21 protein-coding genes, 1 tRNA gene and 2 riboswitches are annotated in these 18431 nt (G+C 45.5%); of the genes, 9 read left to right on the forward strand and 13 right to left on the reverse strand.

Annotated features, from left to right (window positions below; all coding sequences use genetic code 11):
* Positions 1 to 72: 72 nt before the first annotated feature.
* A riboswitch (TPP riboswitch) is annotated at positions 73 to 173 on the reverse strand.
* Positions 174 to 232: 59 nt separating this feature from the next.
* The 3 genes from KNP04_RS00685 to KNP04_RS00695 all read right to left on the reverse strand — a co-directional run bounded on the left by KNP04_RS00685 (position 233) and on the right by KNP04_RS00695 (position 2704).
* A complete protein-coding gene (locus KNP04_RS00685; RefSeq protein ID WP_214874449.1) occupies positions 233 to 1432 on the reverse strand; it encodes a GTP-binding protein in 1200 nt (399 codons plus the stop codon).
* A 111-nt stretch (positions 1433 to 1543) separates the two neighbouring features.
* A complete protein-coding gene (locus KNP04_RS00690) occupies positions 1544 to 1810 on the reverse strand; it encodes a hypothetical protein (protein ID WP_214874450.1) in 267 nt (88 codons plus the stop codon).
* Between the two features lie 12 nt (positions 1811 to 1822).
* Positions 1823 to 2704 carry an SMP-30/gluconolactonase/LRE family protein gene (locus KNP04_RS00695; protein WP_214874451.1) on the reverse strand — a complete coding sequence of 294 codons (882 nt, stop codon included), beginning with the start codon at positions 2702 to 2704 and terminating at the stop codon, positions 1823 to 1825.
* 139 nt (positions 2705 to 2843) lie between these two features.
* Between KNP04_RS00695 and KNP04_RS00700 the strand changes: the two genes are divergently transcribed.
* Positions 2844 to 3452, forward strand: a complete 609-nt coding sequence (locus KNP04_RS00700; RefSeq protein WP_353047896.1) for a class I SAM-dependent methyltransferase — start codon at positions 2844 to 2846, stop codon at positions 3450 to 3452.
* A gap of 39 nt (positions 3453 to 3491) precedes the next feature.
* Here the strand turns inward: KNP04_RS00700 and rlmN are convergent, their stop codons facing one another.
* Both rlmN and KNP04_RS00710 read right to left on the reverse strand, forming a co-directional pair.
* On the reverse strand, positions 3492 to 4553 hold the full coding sequence (rlmN, locus tag KNP04_RS00705) for a dual-specificity RNA methyltransferase RlmN (protein WP_214692573.1): 1062 nt from the start codon (positions 4551 to 4553) through the stop codon (positions 3492 to 3494).
* A gap of 65 nt (positions 4554 to 4618) precedes the next feature.
* A complete protein-coding gene (locus KNP04_RS00710) occupies positions 4619 to 6025 on the reverse strand; it encodes an amidase family protein (protein WP_214874453.1) in 1407 nt (468 codons plus the stop codon).
* Between the two features lie 113 nt (positions 6026 to 6138).
* Here KNP04_RS00710 and KNP04_RS00715 point away from each other — a divergent pair, with 113 nt between their 5' ends.
* The 3 genes from KNP04_RS00715 (at position 6139) to KNP04_RS00725 (ending at position 7658) form a co-directional block, all read left to right on the forward strand.
* Positions 6139 to 6300 carry a hypothetical protein gene (locus KNP04_RS00715; protein ID WP_214874454.1) on the forward strand — a complete coding sequence of 54 codons (162 nt, stop codon included), beginning with the start codon at positions 6139 to 6141 and terminating at the stop codon, positions 6298 to 6300.
* A 44-nt stretch (positions 6301 to 6344) separates the two neighbouring features.
* Positions 6345 to 6444, forward strand: a riboswitch (SAM riboswitch).
* Between the two features lie 67 nt (positions 6445 to 6511).
* Positions 6512 to 7036: a peptide-methionine (S)-S-oxide reductase MsrA gene (gene msrA / locus KNP04_RS00720; RefSeq protein WP_214820006.1), complete on the forward strand. Its 525-nt coding sequence runs from the start codon at positions 6512 to 6514 to the stop codon at positions 7034 to 7036.
* A 100-nt stretch (positions 7037 to 7136) separates the two neighbouring features.
* Positions 7137 to 7658: a DM13 domain-containing protein gene (locus KNP04_RS00725; RefSeq protein WP_214820008.1), complete on the forward strand. Its 522-nt coding sequence runs from the start codon at positions 7137 to 7139 to the stop codon at positions 7656 to 7658.
* A 963-nt stretch (positions 7659 to 8621) separates the two neighbouring features.
* On the opposite strand, the gene KNP04_RS00730 is transcribed toward KNP04_RS00725, so the two are convergent.
* Positions 8622 to 9044, reverse strand: coding sequence for an SRPBCC family protein (locus tag KNP04_RS00730; protein ID WP_214874455.1), 423 nt, complete (start codon positions 9042 to 9044; stop codon positions 8622 to 8624).
* A 206-nt stretch (positions 9045 to 9250) separates the two neighbouring features.
* Positions 9251 to 10114, reverse strand: a complete 864-nt coding sequence (locus KNP04_RS00735; RefSeq protein WP_214782678.1) for a GRP family sugar transporter — start codon at positions 10112 to 10114, stop codon at positions 9251 to 9253.
* Positions 10115 to 10237: 123 nt separating this feature from the next.
* On the opposite strand from KNP04_RS00735, the gene KNP04_RS00740 reads away from it, so the two are divergent.
* The 3 genes from KNP04_RS00740 to KNP04_RS00750 all read left to right on the forward strand — a co-directional run bounded on the left by KNP04_RS00740 (position 10238) and on the right by KNP04_RS00750 (position 11382).
* A tRNA-Ala gene (locus KNP04_RS00740) sits at positions 10238 to 10310 on the forward strand.
* 112 nt (positions 10311 to 10422) lie between these two features.
* Positions 10423 to 10755 (forward strand): four-helix bundle copper-binding protein, encoded by a 333-nt coding sequence (locus KNP04_RS00745; protein ID WP_214692613.1) that lies wholly within the window; start codon positions 10423 to 10425, stop codon positions 10753 to 10755.
* Positions 10756 to 10815: 60 nt separating this feature from the next.
* Complete coding sequence (locus KNP04_RS00750; protein ID WP_214874456.1) at positions 10816 to 11382, forward strand: 3'-5' exonuclease; 567 nt, start codon at positions 10816 to 10818, stop codon at positions 11380 to 11382.
* A 23-nt stretch (positions 11383 to 11405) separates the two neighbouring features.
* On the opposite strand, the gene KNP04_RS00755 is transcribed toward KNP04_RS00750, so the two are convergent.
* From KNP04_RS00755 to KNP04_RS00775, 5 genes are all read right to left on the reverse strand, one after another.
* Positions 11406 to 12467, reverse strand: coding sequence for a bifunctional glycosyltransferase family 2/GtrA family protein (locus KNP04_RS00755; protein ID WP_214874457.1), 1062 nt, complete (start codon positions 12465 to 12467; stop codon positions 11406 to 11408).
* Positions 12468 to 12554: 87 nt separating this feature from the next.
* Positions 12555 to 13544 (reverse strand): sodium:calcium antiporter, encoded by a 990-nt coding sequence (locus KNP04_RS00760; RefSeq protein WP_214874458.1) that lies wholly within the window; start codon positions 13542 to 13544, stop codon positions 12555 to 12557.
* A 187-nt stretch (positions 13545 to 13731) separates the two neighbouring features.
* Positions 13732 to 14580: an HD domain-containing protein gene (locus tag KNP04_RS00765; protein ID WP_214874459.1), complete on the reverse strand. Its 849-nt coding sequence runs from the start codon at positions 14578 to 14580 to the stop codon at positions 13732 to 13734.
* 100 nt (positions 14581 to 14680) lie between these two features.
* Positions 14681 to 15385, reverse strand: coding sequence for an SDR family NAD(P)-dependent oxidoreductase (locus KNP04_RS00770; protein ID WP_214874460.1), 705 nt, complete (start codon positions 15383 to 15385; stop codon positions 14681 to 14683).
* A 40-nt stretch (positions 15386 to 15425) separates the two neighbouring features.
* Positions 15426 to 15971 (reverse strand): glycerol-3-phosphate responsive antiterminator, encoded by a 546-nt coding sequence (locus tag KNP04_RS00775; protein WP_214749933.1) that lies wholly within the window; start codon positions 15969 to 15971, stop codon positions 15426 to 15428.
* Between the two features lie 115 nt (positions 15972 to 16086).
* Between KNP04_RS00775 and KNP04_RS00780 the strand changes: the two genes are divergently transcribed.
* Together KNP04_RS00780 and KNP04_RS00785 are read left to right on the forward strand one after the other, a co-directional pair.
* Positions 16087 to 16512: a GNAT family N-acetyltransferase gene (locus KNP04_RS00780; RefSeq protein ID WP_214874461.1), complete on the forward strand. Its 426-nt coding sequence runs from the start codon at positions 16087 to 16089 to the stop codon at positions 16510 to 16512.
* Between the two features lie 25 nt (positions 16513 to 16537).
* Entirely contained in the window at positions 16538 to 17707 is a 1170-nt protein-coding gene (locus tag KNP04_RS00785) for a cation:proton antiporter (protein ID WP_214874462.1), read from the forward strand.
* A 49-nt stretch (positions 17708 to 17756) separates the two neighbouring features.
* On the opposite strand, the gene KNP04_RS00790 is transcribed toward KNP04_RS00785, so the two are convergent.
* The gene (locus KNP04_RS00790) at positions 17757 to 18377 is read right to left on the reverse strand and encodes a DedA family protein (protein ID WP_214874463.1); all 621 of its coding nucleotides are present in this window, start codon (positions 18375 to 18377) and stop codon (positions 17757 to 17759) included.
* Positions 18378 to 18431 lie beyond the last annotated feature (54 nt).

The following is an 18431-nucleotide window of genomic DNA, read 5'->3' on the forward strand; positions in this document are numbered from 1 at the left end:
CCTCTAAATGTGTTTGCATAAAAAAAGCCGCATTCATGAGAATGCAGCAGCAAAATCTATACAAACTTGCATAGAGAAAGTGCCGCACTTCCTCACGCCAGTATTATCTGGATCGAGTTATAAGGGATCGGAGCCATGCTCTCATCTCAGCCGAAGCACCCCTAGTGCAGTCATTGATATGCGGTTACTTATGCAGTCACAGTATAGCGATGTTTCGAAGCTTTGTAAACGGTCAATCTGAATATGTGACGAATTGACCTGTACCCGGGAGCGGGTCATGGAACGTATCCCACGATGTTTCCATCTCCTCATCCGTCAATAAGCAAGCATCAAGTGACCGCTCGACCGTCTCCCGGTCCATTCGTTGACCGATGAGGACCAATTCGTTCTGTCGGTCTCCGTACGGCTCGATGTAGTCTTCGCGCAGTTCCGGTTCGGTTGCAAACATAGCCTCTCGTTCACTCTTCGGAAGTGTCGCTAACCAACGCCCCGCATGTTCGAGCGTTGATGCATACCCAGCCTGTGAAAACAGACAAGCGAGGTCGTTTCGTGTCGCAATCCATAAGAAACCTTTGGCACGAACGATTTCTTTAGGGTAATGTTCCATCCAATTCATCAAACGCTCAGGATGGAATGGTCGACGCCGGCGGTAAACGAACGAACTGATGCCATACTCTTCCGTTTCCGGCGTATGTTCTTCCGACTCGAGCTCTTGAATCCAACCTGCGGCGCGCATCGCTTGGTCAAAATCGAACAACTGGACGTCTAGCAGGTCGTCTAACGCCACATTCGAGTAGGTCGACGTCAACAACCTTGCGCTCGGATTGAGCGTTTTCAGTAAGCCCTTCATCTCCTGCAGTTCTTCTTCAGATACCCTGTCCGCCTTGTTCAATACGATGATGTCCGCAAACTCGACTTGGTCGACGAGAAGGTCGACGACTTCACGTACGTCACCTGTATCGACGGCTTGTTGGCGTTCCATAAGCGATTCACCGGAATTGAAATCTTTGAAGAAGCGGTACGCATCGACGACGGTGACCATCGCATCGATATAGACACGACTCGTCAAATCGATTCCGAGCGCATCGTCGGCATACGAAAACGTCTGCGCAACGGGAATCGGCTCTGAAATCCCAGAAGACTCGATGATGATGCCATCGAGCTCGCGATCTTTCGTTAATTCATAGACAGACGTCAGCAAATCTTCTCGGAGCGTGCAACAGATGCATCCATTCGAGAGCTCGACTAGTTTTTCATTGGTCCGAGAGAATCCTCCTTGCTCAATCAACTTTTCATCGATATTCAGTTCACTCATATCATTCACGATGACCGCATATTTCTTGTGATCTCGGTTATGTAAGATGTGATTAAGCAGCGTCGTCTTGCCGCTACCAAGATACCCCGATAGTACCGTAATTGGAATTCGTTTCATGATATATCCTCCATTTAAATCGTAATTATTACTTTTTATATAATGGAATGGTAACATCTTTTTGTCAACAAAAAAACACGTCCAACGACGTGTTTTTGAACATGTGGGTATTTATTCTTCAAGTGCCCTTCTTTCGGCTTCCGAGCGCGGATAAGCGTTCGCCTGCCATTCAGCCCGATAAATCGAGTCGAGTTGAGTCAATCCGACCTCGTCCTCATCTTTGTCTGAATCGACGCTCGGCACCTCATCCCACTTCGGGTCGAGGTAAGAATGATCTTCTTCACTTGCTCGATTTTCTTGGATCTTTTGAATCCCCATCTTAACTGCTGCAGCAACTGCCAACCCAATACCAGCTCGAACTAACAGTCGTTTCACCATCGTATTTCCTCCTCAGCGACCGAAACGATACAATGGCATCCCTTTCACTTCCGTGTCGACGATAAATACTGATCCCGCATCCGGATATTCGGAAAGCGCCTCCTCATCCATTCCTTCACGCGCCGTCGTGATGGCTAATCGATTCAGCCCATCTCCGATAAAGGCACAGGAGGTGACGTTTGGTGCCGGAACATGCACTTCCAATAATTTTTCACCTGTTGACGGGTCCCAACGTGAAACTCGTCCACCAGCGTAATGTGCAATCCATAGACAACCTTCAGAATCGGACGTCATCCCGTCAGGAAAACCTTCTTCCTCTGAAAAATCAATTACGACCTCTCCGTTCGAGAGCGTTCCTGACTTCAAATCAAAATCATATTTCCGAATTTTCTCAGTCGGTGTATCGATATGGTAAAAAACGGAATGGTCAGGCGACCATGTCAACCCGTTCGAAAGTGTCAATTCATCCATGAGTGATGTCGTCGTTCCATCTCGATCGACTCGATACAGTTTTGCTTGGTTTTCTTCATCCTCAAGATGGAGCGTACCTGCGAAAATACGACCATATGGATCAGCTTTCCCGTCGTTGAAACGTAATCGACCATCAGGGTCATCCAGCTCAACAATTTTATTTAACTCTCGATTAATTTCATCCCATTCATAGATTCCGTCTTTCAACCCGAGGACGACACCATCCGTCACTTTTGGTATGACAAAACCGACCTGTTTTCCGACCTCGAAAGAAGAAATCTCGTCTTCTCGCTCGTCATACCACCATAATGTATGACCTTCGATATCTACCCAATAAAAACGCTTCAACTCAGCATCCCAACACGGACCTTCACCAAGCGTATTTCGTACCCGAATCCATAACGACGCATCTACTCTCTCCATTACTTAGCCTCCACTCTATCCATTAGTTCAGAAATCTATTCCCTTCTCCCATCTGGACTATGCATGAATTCGGAAAATCGTGATGGATTTTCACCGTCACTGTTTCGATTTGCTATAGTGAAAGAAAAGTAGAGAGGAAGTGAATGTCTTGTCTAAATGGGATGAACGATTTAGCTCGGAGGATTATGTGTATGGGACAGAGCCGAACGAATTTTTACGCGAATGGATCACCTCTCATCAGATCGAAGGAAAACGTGTATTGGCCATCGCAGAGGGGGAAGGTCGAAATGCAGTCTGGCTAGCCACGCTCGACTTCGACGTCGAGATGTGGGACGCTTCGAAAGTAGGACTCGAAAAAGCGAAGCGCTTGGCAACTTCACGAAACGTCTCTCTTCAAACGAAGCAGATTGACTTGAATGAAGCGGACTGGTCGCAAGATACGTATGACCTAGTCATCTGCATCTTTGGCCACTTTCCACCACATGTCAGAGAAAAGGTGCTCGCCGGTATTCTGAAAACACTACGACCTGGTGGCGTATTCCTGACTGAAGTGTACTCTACACATCAACTCGCCTACGGGACAGGCGGACCAAAAGACGTCTCACTTCTGTACACCGAAGAGATGTTCCACCAACTCGAAGACAATTTCATTTCTCTGGTCTTAAACGAGAATGTCGTATGGCGAGAAGAAGGGACACTCCATCACGGCGAATCAGCTGTGATTCAATATGTCGGACAAAAACGATAAGCGAATGGCCTCCCCGAAAAATTCGGAGAGGCCATTTGATTACTTCGCGCCTTCGACGTTCATATGCTTACTGCGGAGCTGACCGCAAGCTGCATCGATATCTGTCCCATGTTCGAGACGGACACCTGTGTTGACACCACGCTTTTTCAAGATATCATAAAACGCCATGATATCTTCCGGTGTGCTTCGCTCATATTGGATATGCTCGTTGACAGGATTATACGGAATCAAGTTGATGTAAGACTTGTCCTTGATGTCTTCAATCAAGTCCGCGAGTTCTTCCGCATGTTCCGGTAAATCGTTCACTTTCGAGAGCAAGATATACTCGAATGTGATCCGCTTATTCGTCTTCTCGACGTAATAGCGAATCGACGGCATGAGTTTATCAAGCGGGAACGCCCGGTTGATTTTCATGATACGTGTGCGTAATTCATCGTTTGGCGCATGCAGAGAGAGCGCCAAGTTGATGCGTAAGTCGAGGTCCGCAAACTTATAAATCTTGTCCGCAAGACCACTCGTCGACACGTTGATTTTACGTGGAGCGATTGCAAGACCACGCTCATCTTTGACGACGCGCAAGAAGTCGACCAAGTTATCGAAGTTATCGAACGGTTCACCGATTCCCATAACGACGATATGACTGACGCGGTCCCCTTCTCCTTCCCCATCGAGGAAATGTTGGACAGTCATGATTTGCTCGACGACCTCACCAGCCGTCAAATCACGTGTCTTTTTCAACAAGCCGCTCGCACAGAAGCTGCAGCCGATGTTACAACCGACCTGTGTTGTCACACAGACTGAGCGACCATATTTATGACGCATGAGCACCGTCTCGATATAGTGACCATCATGCAATTTAAGTAAGAATTTGACCGTCCCATCGCCCGCTTCTTGTTTGACGAACAGTTCTTGTGTCGAGATGACATATTTCTCAGTTAAGTAATCGCGTACTTCGTCACGGACGTTCAGCGCGTCCATCGATTTGACTCGATCGATGTAGAGCGAGTCCCAGACTTGACGTGCGTGGAAGGCACCATATCCTGCTTCCGTGCACTCGTTTGTGAGCTGATCGAACGTCAACCCGTATATAGATGATTTCATTCTAACCTGTCCTTTCTCTAATCCGCATACGTACCATTGTAGCGGACGTCAGAGACGGGTGCAACTTACGAATAATCTGGAGGCGTCGGTCGTGTGATGAACTGTTCGAACGCATAAGCGACACGAATCAAATCTCGTTCCGCAAAGCTCGTTCCCGTGAACGATAGACCGAACGGGGCCCCGCTCTGTTTTCGTTTATAAGGGACCGTGATTGTCGGGTGTCCTGCTTTCGCAGCCATGTCATAGTTCATGTCATGTGGCAAGACGATCGCGTCCAGTTTTTGCGCTTTTAATAGCTCATCCATTCCGTCCATTTTTGCGAAATGAACATCATCAATCCGACGGTCGAGATAACTAGCTTCGACGAGACGCCCTGAACGTGCATCTGACTGTTCAAAGATGGTCTGCCCGTGCGGAATAGATTCGGGGTGGTCCGCGTTCCATTCGATCAAGTCTGAAAGCGTCTTAAATGGAACAGTTGTGTTCGCAAGATACGCCTCAATCCCAAGCTTGAATTCATCAAACAAAATATCTGCCTGTTCTAATGCTGAATGCTTTGGTAACGTGATTTCGACGAGTTCAACCTCGGCTTGACGCAGCAATCGAAGTGCCTGTTCATACAATCCGACTTCTTCGTCTGAAATAGTTGGCTTGATAAATCCGACACGCATCCCGACGGCTTGACGGACATCGAGACATGTCACATAAGGCGGTCCGACTGGAGTTTCCCACGTCGCAGGATCAGTCGAATCTTCACCACACATTGTCTGTAACGCAACGACCGCATCACGAAGGGTACGCGCCATCGGTCCAGCCGTATCCTGAGAACGTGAGATCGGAATGATTCCTGAACGACTGATCAAGCCGACGGTCGGCTTGATTCCGACGATACTATTATGCACACTCGGGTGTACAATCGAGCCGCTCGTCTCAGATCCGACGGCAAGGAGTGTCAAGTTCGCCGCAACCGCCGAAGCCGATCCAGAACTCGATCCCCCGACATCTAATTGGTCGCCATAAGGGTTCTTCGTTTGTCCGCCAACAGCACTCCAACCATTCGGCATATCTTCTGTTAAAAAGTTCGCCCACTCGGACAGGTTCGCTTTTCCGAGAATGATGGCCCCGTCAGCCCGCAATCGTTTCACGAGCTCGGCATCTCGACCTGCAAAATGATGTCGCATGGCGGCGGCACCTGCTGTCGTACGCATCAGACCGGCTGTCTCGATATTGTCCTTAATTAAGACCGGGATGCCGAGGAGCGGTTTGCGTACTCCTTTTTTATAGGCCCGGTCTGCCGCCTCTGCCTCGAACAGGGCGTCCGGATTCACCTGAATGACGGCATGAAGTCGCTCATTATATGCAGCAATCCTTCTAAGATAATACGCTGTTATATCTCGTGCCGTGAATTGTCCTTCTTTATATCCACGATGTGCACGTTCAATCGTCAGTTCATGTAATTGGATTTGTTCCATCCTACATTCCTCCTTTATCTCTCCCACTTTATTCGTGCTCTATGCCTGATTTCCTTTTCTTATCGCCAAGTCGATGTGTTCTTGTTACACTTAAGAAAAAACAGGAGGTTCCTATGACACGCTCCTATATATTCGTGCTTCTCGCTGTGTTCGGTCTATTTTTCTTGCAGTTATACGGCGAGAATGTGCCGTATGCTCCGTTCATTTCAATCGGGTTGATCGGATTCATCATCGTCTTGACGATTTTTCAGTTGAAGCGAAAACCGAATCATTGACGAAAGTATTTTGAGGGTGGTATGATGCTCTCACCAACTACATATCGATATCAAGAGTGAACGAGAGATCTGGCTCCATGACTTCACAGCAACCTGCCACAGGCAAGGTGCTACGACCAGCAAGGGAAACCTTGGACGATATGACGAAAGCGCTCATGTCTTCCGACGTGAGCGCTTTTTTGTTGAATGACGATTTGGAGGGAACTACAGTATGGAAAAAGCAACATTCGCAGGCGGCTGTTTTTGGTGCATGGTGACACCATTTGAAGAATTACCAGGGATTGAAGGAATCGTATCTGGCTATATGGGCGGACATATCGACAATCCTACGTATGAGCAAGTCAAAACGGGAACGACTGGTCATTTAGAAGTCGTTCAGATCACATATGATCCATCTTTGTTCTCATATGAGCGTCTCCTCGAACTATATTGGATTCAGACCGACCCGACCGACGACGGTGGTCAATTCCAAGACCGCGGGCCTCAGTATGCCCCAGCCATCTTTTATCACACGGAGGAACAACGAATCGCGGCTGAAGCGAGTCGAGACGTATTGGCGGCAAGTGGTCGCTTCACGGCACCGATTGTCACAAAAATCACTCCGGCGACGACATTCTTCGAAGCGGAAGAGTATCACCAGGATTACCATAAAAAGAACCCAAAACACTATAAAGAAGACCGGGCCATCTCAGGACGGGACACGTTCATCGAAGAGAACTGGACCGAAACCGTATAACGGTCATCAGACGCGAATTTTAACATTCGCGTCTTTTATAAGCCCAATAATCGGGAAAAGGCTATTAATGGTTCATACATCCGAAAAGGAGGACTCATACATGAAAACAAGTACGAAACTCATCATCGGTGTAATCGGCGTAGCCGTGATCGCCGTCGCCTGGTGGCTCATCTCACCGCTTTTCTTGACAGAGACCGTCGATGAAGGACTACCACCGACAGCTGTTGAGACGCCTGTTCCAGAAGAAGAGACAGAGGAAGAGACAACCGAGACACCGGAAGCACAACCGAGTCAAACCGAAGTAGCAGGTGTGTTTATGGACGGGGAGAAAAATTATGAGACGACCGGCACGATTCGCTCCGTCGAGGCAGAAGACGGGACGTATCTACGATTTGAAGAGTTTGAAACGACGAACGGACCTGACTTATTTGTCTATTTGACAAAACCCGGGCAAGAGACGTCCGAAGGGATTCGACTTGGCGCACTTAAAGGGAATACAGGAAACCAAAACTATTTAGTTCCGGCAGATGTCGATCTGTCAGAATATAGCACCGTAGTGATCTGGTGCCGTGCTTTTAGTGCGACGTTCGGGACGGGTGAATTGAGCGCGTCGAATGAATAACTGATATCAAACAGCCTGGACGTTTGACGTCCTCGCTGTTTTTTTGTATGAGAAAAATTATTTCACTCAGTTCTATCTATTTATTCATACAATTCACGTGTTACAATATGGTAAAGTATGGAACTTTTTATAAGGAGGTTTTTTATTTGACTTCACATCAATCGACATCATACAGCTCATATTTTTGGAAACGGTTTTGGATTCTTTTTCTGCCGATCGTGACGATTGGGATTTTATCTGAACCAATGATTGTAGAGAACACGTTTAAGAGTCTTGAAGATATCGGCGAGTTTGTTTTCTACTCGCTATTCTATATTGTTGTAATCGGAGGCTTTATTGCGTTTGTCATTTCTTTCGTATGGAGAAGCAAATGATTGTTCAAAAATTGATGGTAGCCTGTTTATCTTCAATTATTCTGAGTTTTTCTCTGCCAGTCTTCATACCTGTGTTTGAAGATTTTACTTATTTTCAGATTGTTTTTATGTATGTGTTTTATGCCTCACCTATTATTTTCACTTATGGAATAATGACCTCTATTTTTTAGGAGTTTCTAAGTCAACGTATGACATTCAAAATCAAAAAAATAACTTCATTTTTGATGCACTTGATGTTTGGTGCCTTTTTCGTTTTCCCTTACGGCCTTATATTAGATTTGTCAGTATTTACAGAAGGAGTCATTAATTTTGCAACTGTAACGGGAGTGTTTAGTGCTTTTATCTTTTTTGTGATAAATGTATTCATCCTTTTATATGTAAAAATGAAGAACCGATTTTAAACTATCTATTAAAATTTTCTCTAATAATTGATATCCTACAGAAACTTCAAACTGTCATACACCCTCATTAAACTTAGAGTTTTCACCCTCTATGTAATGAGTAATTTTGGATGTTTATAATGACAATCGGTAGAATCCATATCAACTTCAACATGGACCCTGCCGATATTTAGTTTAAATTATTCGACCTACTTATTAAATTCATTCGCATACCGAGTGAAATTGTCGAGAATTGCCTGCCAGCCTTGTCGTTGCAATTCAATCGGATTCATCGACTCTGTATCAAATACCTCGATCACTTTCGTCTGATTCTCTTCTGAAGCAAATGAAATTCTAACTCTCCGTTCATCGTCAAGACGATAATGAATGAGCTCATTTACTTTAACTTCTTCATATACTCCTTCAAAATCAAAGCCCATGCTTTGATCTTTTGCTTCCATCCGACTTCGAAATTTCCCGCCAATCCGTAAGTCGTTTTCCGCTTCGGTCGTATGCCAATCGTCAGACGCATGATTCCATTGTTTAATATGATCTGGGTCTGTCCACAGTTTCCAGACTGTGTCGATTGGTGCATCGACGAGCGCTGATATCGTCACTACATTTGATTCCATGATTCGTTTCCCCTTTACTCTGCAATTTTCCGAGCAATCATGAATGTGTTACGTACCCTGTACCATGTAGATTACATGAGTAAGCATTACTTCCCTATCGGTCACATCATCTCCTGCTCTCCCTTAATATCGCTAATCAAAAAAAACCTGAATGGCACGCTAGTACGAGTGCTCATTCAAGGCTCTTATCATTTCATCATCGAAATTTAACTCTTGGCAATCCCAAGCATAAACCCGGCAACGACAATCAAGCCAATTCCCATAAAGACATAGACACGCTCTTTTGTCGTCTTCTCTTCTTTCAAGAGATAGATCCCACCGAGTGTCGCCACGACGACGTTCAATTGAGATAAAGCGAATGAAGTCGCAATTCCTACTTCTCCGCTCGAGACGAAGAGACCGAAGTTCCCGATCCCCCAGGCAATCCCGGCTAAAATATTCTTGAACGTACGTGGATCGATTTTCTTCACGTCCTTCTCACGGATACTGAAAAGAAGAGCAGCGATGAACATTCCGACAGATTGTGGAAGAATCGCGGTGATGCCTTCTACTTCAAAGTAGTTCGTCAAAACCGCATACGTGACGTAACCGATACTCGAGACGAATAGGACGAGTAATCCCTTCTTCAACGCACCGGCGCTATCTTTGTCTTTTTTCTGTTGATACGAAGTCATGGTCGCCCCGATGATAATCAAGACGAGCGCTGAAAACCCTAACCATAACTCCGTCGTCGTCTGCCAGTCACCGAGTACGATGACCCCAAAGAGAGACGTCCCGACGAGCTGCATCCCCGTACTGATCGGCATCGCTTTGGAGACGCTTAGGATTTGGAACGATTGGAACTGCAAATATTGACCGAGCGCCCAGAACGCCCCTGAGATAAATCCGGTCACGATGGCGAGTGTCGTGAACTCCGGTCGGAATACGAGGGCAATCACGGCCGCCATGATCATCGCTCCAATGGTCGTTCCGATTAACTGCTGAATCGGTTTTCCTCCCACTTTCGACACGATGAGTGGAATACTTCCCCACATGAGTGCCGGTAAGAGTGCCAAAAGAATCATTTCCATGAAGCACACCTGCTTTCTTAATATAACGTCTAACATGAAATTCCCACGTCTTCAATTTTATAAACCTAAATTGCAAAAGGGAATTGCCATGTCGAATACTACGATGATATAATGATTTTGAACGGGGCATTAGCTCAGCTGGGAGAGCGCTACGCTGGCAGCGTAGAGGTCAGGGGTTCGAGCCCCCTATGCTCCATTAATCTGTCACATCTCTTAAGAGATGTGACTTTTTTATTGGTATGGTGCGATTCAACCTTTATATGAACGGGTAATGAAAGATAGACTTTTTCATACAAGGGGGAATATTGATGGAACGCACATCTGTAGAAGAAACATTGGCGAGCGTGATTGAATGTATGCGCACATGCAACCATTGCTTCTCAAAAAGTTTACAAGAAGAGGATTTACACATGTTTACCGAATGCATTCGACTGACACGAGAATGCTCAGACATTTGTACGTTGGCTTTAAATGCCTTAGAAACAGATTCGGCCTTCTCTAAACCAATTGTCGCCTTGTGTGCTCAAGTATGTGATACATGTGCCGTCGAATGTGGCCGTCACTTGCATGACCACTGTCAGGCTTGTGCAAAAGCGTGCGAGCGCTGTGCCGAAGCTTGCCGTACCCTCGTCGCCGCTTAAGCACGACATTCGTCTAACTTTCTGTTAGACTTTTTTTATTGTGAAGAAAGAAGGTGAACCATGCAACATACCATCCTCGCTCTCGATGTGGAGACCGCTAATCGAGATAGCCGTAGCATCTGCTCAGTCGGGTGGAGCATCCTGCAAAATGGAGAAGTGATCGAAACTGATCAACGACTCGTCAATCCAGAGGAAGATTTTGATATGGGGAACATACGGGTTCATGGCATTCGTCCGAGTGACGTGTGGGATGCCCCCGCGTTACCGGAAGTACTTGCCTCTCTTTACCCGATTTTACGAAAAGTCGACCTCGTCATCGCACATAACGCCTCATTTGATATGGGCGCCTTAAGAAAGGCGATTTTGAAATATGATTTATTCGATTTCCCTACAATTGAGTACGGATGTACCGTCAAATTATCACGTAAACTGTATCCAGGACTCCCGAACCACAAGTTGAACACGATGGCAGAATACTTGAACGTGCCGTTTATTCATCATGATGCCGCGGAAGACGCTCGCGTATGCGCTCTACTCATGCGTGATATGATGCAGAAAACCGGCATTACAAGCCCGAGAGAGCTACATCGCTATACGTCCGTTAAAACAGGAACGCTCGCATATTAAACCGGTCATGAGCCCATGACCGGTTATTTTTTGAAAATCCATCGCTTTTGGACATAGTAACTGACAAAAAAGAGAAAGCTATCGACGATAATTTTTAGGATAACTTCTCCTTGTCTAAATACAAGAAAAAGAAAATAGACCAATAATGCCGAGGTTGCCATCTGGAGAACGACGAGCGAAAAGTATTTGGAAAGTGAACGTCTTGCTTTCGAATGAAAGACAACTTTCCGATTAATGAGATAATTGAATAAAGATGAAATGACTCGTGCGAGTACCGTTGCAGCGATGACATGGACTGTATCGAAGTAAGGTGATAATAAAAAGATGAACACTGCATACATTCCTACGTCGACAAGGAACGATGCGACGGACGATAACGAATACATCAAAAACATACGATAGATTAAAATCGAATCTAGAATCGGTCTAAAATGCGATGAATCGTTTTCGTTTTCATATACCGTCTGGATGGTCGTCTGTTGAATCGGAACCTGTAATCGTTTTGTTAACGTCAGCATATTCATCTCGAACTCATATCGATTCCCCGGAATGTCAATCAGTTGTCGCGCGTATCGCATCGGGATAGCACGAAGTCCTGTCTGAGTATCTCTTAACTTTAATCCACTCCCAATCAACATGACGAATCGTGTTGCCTGATTCCCAAACCGACTTCGGAGTGGAATCGCATCTCCACTGAAGTCACGGCTTCCCATGATCAGATGATGCGGCTTACTCACTCCCTCCTCATACACATTGACGACATCCTCAGGTAAATGTTGTCCATCGGCGTCAACCGTGATGACACCTAACTTTTCGGGATAGTTCTCTGCAATATACTGCAGTCCAGTTTTCAGAGCTGCACCTTTTCCTTGATTCTGCTCGTGTGTTAGCACTTGGTCAACAAATGAAATCACCTTTTTAAATATGCTCACCGTCGACTCGTCACTACCGTCATTGACTACAATAATGTTCGAAAACCCGCTCGCCCTCAACTTCTCCACGAGTGTGACGAGTGCTTCATCAGGATTGTAGGCCGGAATTAATATCGTATAAGCTTGACGTGTTCCCACTTCATGCATTTGCATCGCCACCCCTCCTCCCCTTCCTCTATACCCGAAGCAACGACCTCACATTCCCATAAAAAAAGCATCAGCACGAAGCTGATGCATAAATCACCCGACGAAAATCAAATAAGACGAAACAAAGTATACGACGACGACTAGCAATGACGGAATCACATAACGCACTTTCGACGTCACATTTTGTCGGAGTACGCTATACATCACGAGAATCGATAGAATCGTAATTCCGACCGCCGATACAAGGTGTGATGTCGATACGTCCGCCAAAATCGAACCGTTGCGATAGAAGACGTCCGACATGGCGATAATGAGCATATTGAAGATGTTACTTCCGAGAATCGAACCGAATGCCAAGTTGACGTTTCGGAGCTTGAGCGCCATAAACACGGCTACCGCCTCAGGTAATGATGTCGATGCGGCAATCAAGAAGCTCCCGACGAAACTAGAACCGAGTCCCGTGACGACAGCAATCTGGTCTCCGGTGATGGAGAGAGCTGTCCCGGCTGCCATTATTAAAACAGCAGCGATTAGAAAACCAAAGACAGCACGCTTCAATGTGATATCGTCATACTTACTGACAACAACTTCTTCTTCTACTTCATGCTCAGCGACAGGCTCTTTCGGTTGCTTCCCGATATAGTAAATTCCAATCCCGTATAGAAGGGCAATTAAAAGTGCGTCAACACCGATTCCGATAAACGTCATATCGACTCGGACAATCAAGGCGATCAATGTCGTCACGGTCAAGAGTAAACCAAGTCCTGCCGTGTATAGATGATCACGGCTCGCATAGTTAAAGAGTTGCTTTTGACGGAAATACAAATCGAACATCGCTAAAATAAAAATATTGAACAAGTTAGACCCGAGCATGTTTCCGATAGCGATGTCCGGGTTGTCAATCATGACCGCTGATATACTCGTCGTCACTTCAGGTAGTGACGTCGCTCCTGCCAACAAAACGGTACCGACGAGCATCCCGCCCATTTTTGACTTTTCCGTCATGACATCGGCGTATGTGGACAACTTGATTGCGGCATAGACCGTGATGGCCGCAGCTAATAAGAAATAAACAAATACCATTTTTTCTCCTCCTTGGGTAAACAAAAAAGACCTTTTTATGGACGACAAAAACGCCCATAAAAAGGTCTTGCGGACTTGTAAAAGCTCGATGGACCGAGTGCATGCACACTGTAATGACGACCCACCGACCACGTGCGTGGTCGCTACTCCCCTTTTTATCTTCCTCTTGACTATAGCATGAACCTATCTAGTTGACAATCGAGCGACGCATGAGCGCAACAAAATCCGATGCGTCCATAGCAGTCCGATAACCAAGTTCTTGCAACGCTGCTAACTGCGGAGCTAGCATCGGATAAGTCCAACCCGCTCGCTCTAGTTGCTGTCGAAACGCCTCATTCTCCTCGTCCTCTACAGCATTACGAGCAACAATTTCCTTTAATTCATACGCGGTTTGACAGAGTGGTGCTGCCTCTTGGACCCATTCATCTTCGATAAAATGAGTGAGAATCGATTCAAAGAGTCGTGTCACTTTTTGATCTTTTGTATTTTTATGACCATAAAATAAAGAATAAAGCTCCTGTTCATACAAGCCGATGAGATCTGTTGAACTTCGAAACGGTTCGAATGCATGTAACAACTGATGATAGTACCACGATTGGTCTCGCATCGGGCGTTTGAAACGTTGCCACACCGTCATCCCTTCCATCTCTAAATCATAACGGATGGAACGAAGATTATGTAGCTTATCTGCCACGAGGAGTGCGACCTCATCGAATTGAAGTGATGAGATGTGCTCGAGAGTCATCTGCTTTCGTTGTTCCCACGTCTGTTCACGGTTCTTCTCAGAAACGGCAAGTACAAGACGTAATACGTCCGGACCAAATTTAGTCAAGATTTCTTGAGAATCCGTTTTCGTATCCTCAATTAAATCGTGTAAAAGTCCCGCTGCAACGACCGTTGGTGGTTGGTGATCCGTTTCGAGCAATAATGCCACTGAAAACGGATGTGACAAATATGGAATCGATGAACCTTTCCGGTGTTGCCCTCCATGGCGAATCGATGAAAAGCGTAGCGCTTCTTCTACAAGCGGGTTCATGTCACTTACCCCCTTCTTCCGGATGAAAACTCTTCTAATACTTACCCGGAATTAGGCATAAATAACCTAATATTTTTCTTAATATAGGTATATAGTCGTATTACTCTTCGTAAATCATTTTCTTCGTCATCCCACCGTCGACGACGAGATTGTGACCATTGACAAAGTCGTTGTTCCGATCAATCAGATACCGTACCGCTCGGACGATGTCATCCGCTTCGCCGACACGGCCAGACGGATGCTGACGATGGTCGACTTCTCGTAACGCTTCGTCTGATGTATGAATCCAGCCCGGGCTAATCGCATTCACAGTTACCGGTCGATCACTCAATGAAATGGCAAGCGAATGGGTCAAACCGACAATCCCGCCTTTAGAAGCCCCATACGCATCCCAGTGCGGTTCGTTTTGCATAGCACGTGTCGAAGCCATATTGACGATGCGACCATATGACTTGTCTTTGTTTAATTCCAAAAAGTATTTCGCACAAGTAAACGTTCCTACTAAATTGACGTCGATGACTCGTTTGAACGTATCGATTTCAAGTTCGTCGATCGGTTTGACGAGAGAGGCGATCCCCCCGTTGTTAATCAATACATGGGTATGTCCAAAACGTGACTTTATGTCTTCGAATACCCGCTGTATCGATTCGGTATCCCCAAGGTCAACTTGATAAAAGGACACCCCTTTTATATTCGGATTTTCACCAATGTCCAAGCCGACAACTTCATATTGATTTGCGAACGCATTAGCGAGCGCATAGCCAATCCCTTGCGTGACACCTGTAATAATCATAATATCTTTCATCTGTTCATCCCTCCTAGAAGAGTGTATACCCGAATGTGGCTTACTCAGTCCACAGTTTACGATTTGAGGTCGTGATGACACTTGCCCCAGCGGCAAGGGCTGCTTCCACTTCTTCCGTCGTCTCAATCAACCCTCCTGCAAAAACAGGTATACCGGTTCTCTCCTGTATTCGGCGGATATACTTCGGAACGATTCCTGGAAGGACCTCGATGTAGTCTGGTTTTGACCGTTCAATATGTCGGATGCTCTTCTCCAACGATGTCGAGTCAATTAAAAACAACCGTTGCACCGTCAACACATGATTTTGTTTCGCCCGTACGATCACGTTCCCTTTCGTCGAGATGATTCCAAACGGTCGATACGTTTGACAGACATACTCAGTTGCAAATTCATCCGCTTTCATTCCTTGGATTAAGTCCATATGAATAAAGACTTTTTTCTGATGCTTTTCTAATAATTTGAAGATAGGTTCTAATCGACTCATATGAATTTCAAGTAAGACTCCTACTTCAAGTTCACTCGATAAAAATCGTTCTAAATCGCGCATATCTCGAATCGCCGGCAAGATTGATTGACCCTGTATCATCCGATATTCCCCCTGTCTACTTTTCATTATGCCGACAGCTATTTTCATAAATCAAGGTTTACTCATTCAATATAGCGGGAAAGTAATATTAACTTGTGTAGAGGGGGATTTTAGCATGGTCAATGAAGTCACTGTAAAAGTTGAGACACCGACACCGGAGCAACATCAGTCGTTGCGGGTGAAGGCGGGGATGCCTCGACGCTCAGATGAAAGTACGGTCAAAGGGCTTAAGAACACGCTATTTGGCGTCTGTTTATATTTAGGTGATGAGATTGTCGGGATGGGGCGTGTCGTTGGGGACGGCGGAATGGTCTTTCATCTAGTCGACATCGTCGTCGATCCAGAATGCCAAGGACTAGGTCTTGGTAAATTAATCATGGAAAATTTAATGGAGTGGATTCTAAAAGAGGCAGATGAGACGGCCATTATCAGTCTGATTGCCGATATTCCTGCTGATGGCTTGTATCGTCAATTCGGCTTTGATTATTCACGGCCAGAATCAGTCGGTATGGAGTATCAATGGAATCAACTAGAAAGTTAACACACTTCTACAAAGGAGATGACTTATGGATGGATTGAACATCATCGTGTTGCTTGGACTGGCGCTCACGCTTATCTCCGTCTTCAGTCTCCTGATTGAACGCCTATACTTTCCAAGTATTTTAGCGTTTATCGCCATCGGAGTTGGGGTCGGTTTTTTCTGGGATGGAAACGAAGTATTTAAAATTGCTGGTGAAATCGGAATCATCCTTTTATTTTTCCTTCTCGGGTTAAAGTTTCCGTTACGCGAATTATGGAAGCGCATGCGAAAAGTATGGAAAGCAGGCGTATTAGACATCGTCCTATCGTTCGGCGTCTCATTCGGAATCGCCTTACTGTTTGGATTGGACTTTCCGCGTGCTTTCTTAATTGGTGCCGTTCTATACGCAACGAGCTCTTCGATTTCAGCGAAACTACTTGAGCGCCACTCCGAAAAACATGAAGATATTAAAGAATTCGTCCTTGCTCTACTTATTTTTGAAGATATATTCGCACCACTGTTATTGACGATTGCGCCATTCATCATTCAAGAGGAACCGGTCGCCATGACAGATATCGGGAAAGTATTCGCCGGATTTCTGATTTTCGGGGTATTATTGTTTATCGGATCGAGCTTTGTGTCGAAACAACAGAAGTTCTCGAAACACCTTTTACGTCAGGATGATGCGAGTATCGGGCTCATCGGACTCATTCTCTTCTTCGCCGGAATCGGTATGGTATTTGGTCTATCTGAGATTTTAGGAGCCTTTATTGCCGGAATCATGCTTGCGGATATCCATGACGTTCGTCCGCTCAAACGTTTGACGGTACCCGTTCGTGACTTATTTCTCCCGATCTTCTTCATTTCATTTGGGATTTCAATCAACTTGGAGAAGGGTGTCATCGTTAACACCTTATTCTTTGTATTGATTGTTTGGGGGGTCTTGTCGAAGTGGATTGTTGGTCGAGTCGGAGGAAGAATTTACGGGTTATCTCGTGTCCAGGCGAACGAGGCTGGGTTTTCTCTCGCTCCACGTGGCGAGTTCTCCATCTTGTTTACCGCCCTTTCAAACGGGGCCATCAACTTGTTTGTCGGTCTTTATATTTTCGTGTCAGCCATTGTGGGAATCATTTTATTCCGGTTCTCAGAATACTTGGCCGAAAAGACGGAAAAGACGCTCACAAAAGTATTACCAGAAAAGAAAAACGAAGAGTGAACAGGAACAGGCGAACCGATTTTTCGGTCCGCCTGTTTTATCCTCTCCTTCATTCTTTCACTGTCTTTTTAGCATGTCGTTTTTTTCGCCAGATGAGGTATCCGATCACACTAACGAGCAACAGAGCGTAAATCGTATAAGAATAGGCATCTAGATAGGCAAGTATATCTTGCCAGTTCTCACCGACTTTCATTCCGATCAAGACCAAGATTGTGTTCCAAATCGCTGTTCCGGCAGTACTGAGAAGCAAAAACTTTAAGAATGGCATATTCGACATACCTGCCGGGATTGAGATGAGACTTCGAACGACCGGCATCAATCGCCCAAAGAAGACCATCCACCCTCCGTATCGATCGAACCAGGCATCTGCTTTTTTGACATCGTTAATATCAAGCCGAATCCACTTCCCATATTTCTTCGTCCACTTTTCAATTTGCTCAACATCAAATAACAGACCTAGTCCGTATAATAAGACTGCTCCTAATAAGGCTCCAACTGTCGATGCCACGATGACGAGCATGATGGACAAGTTCGTCTTTACAGCAAAAAAACCACCAAAGAGTAATACGACTTCAGAAGGGATTGGCGGAAAAACGTTCTCAATGAAGATCATGAACGCAATTCCTATGTATCCGTACTGTTCTATAATCGAAATCATCCAATCACTCATTATTGATGCCTCCATTCCCACACATTATACCCATACTTTCTAATCGATAACCGT

The organism is Exiguobacterium sp. CH10, assembly GCF_018617635.1.
GTDB lineage: Bacteria > Bacillota > Bacilli > Exiguobacteriales > Exiguobacteriaceae > Exiguobacterium > Exiguobacterium aestuarii_A.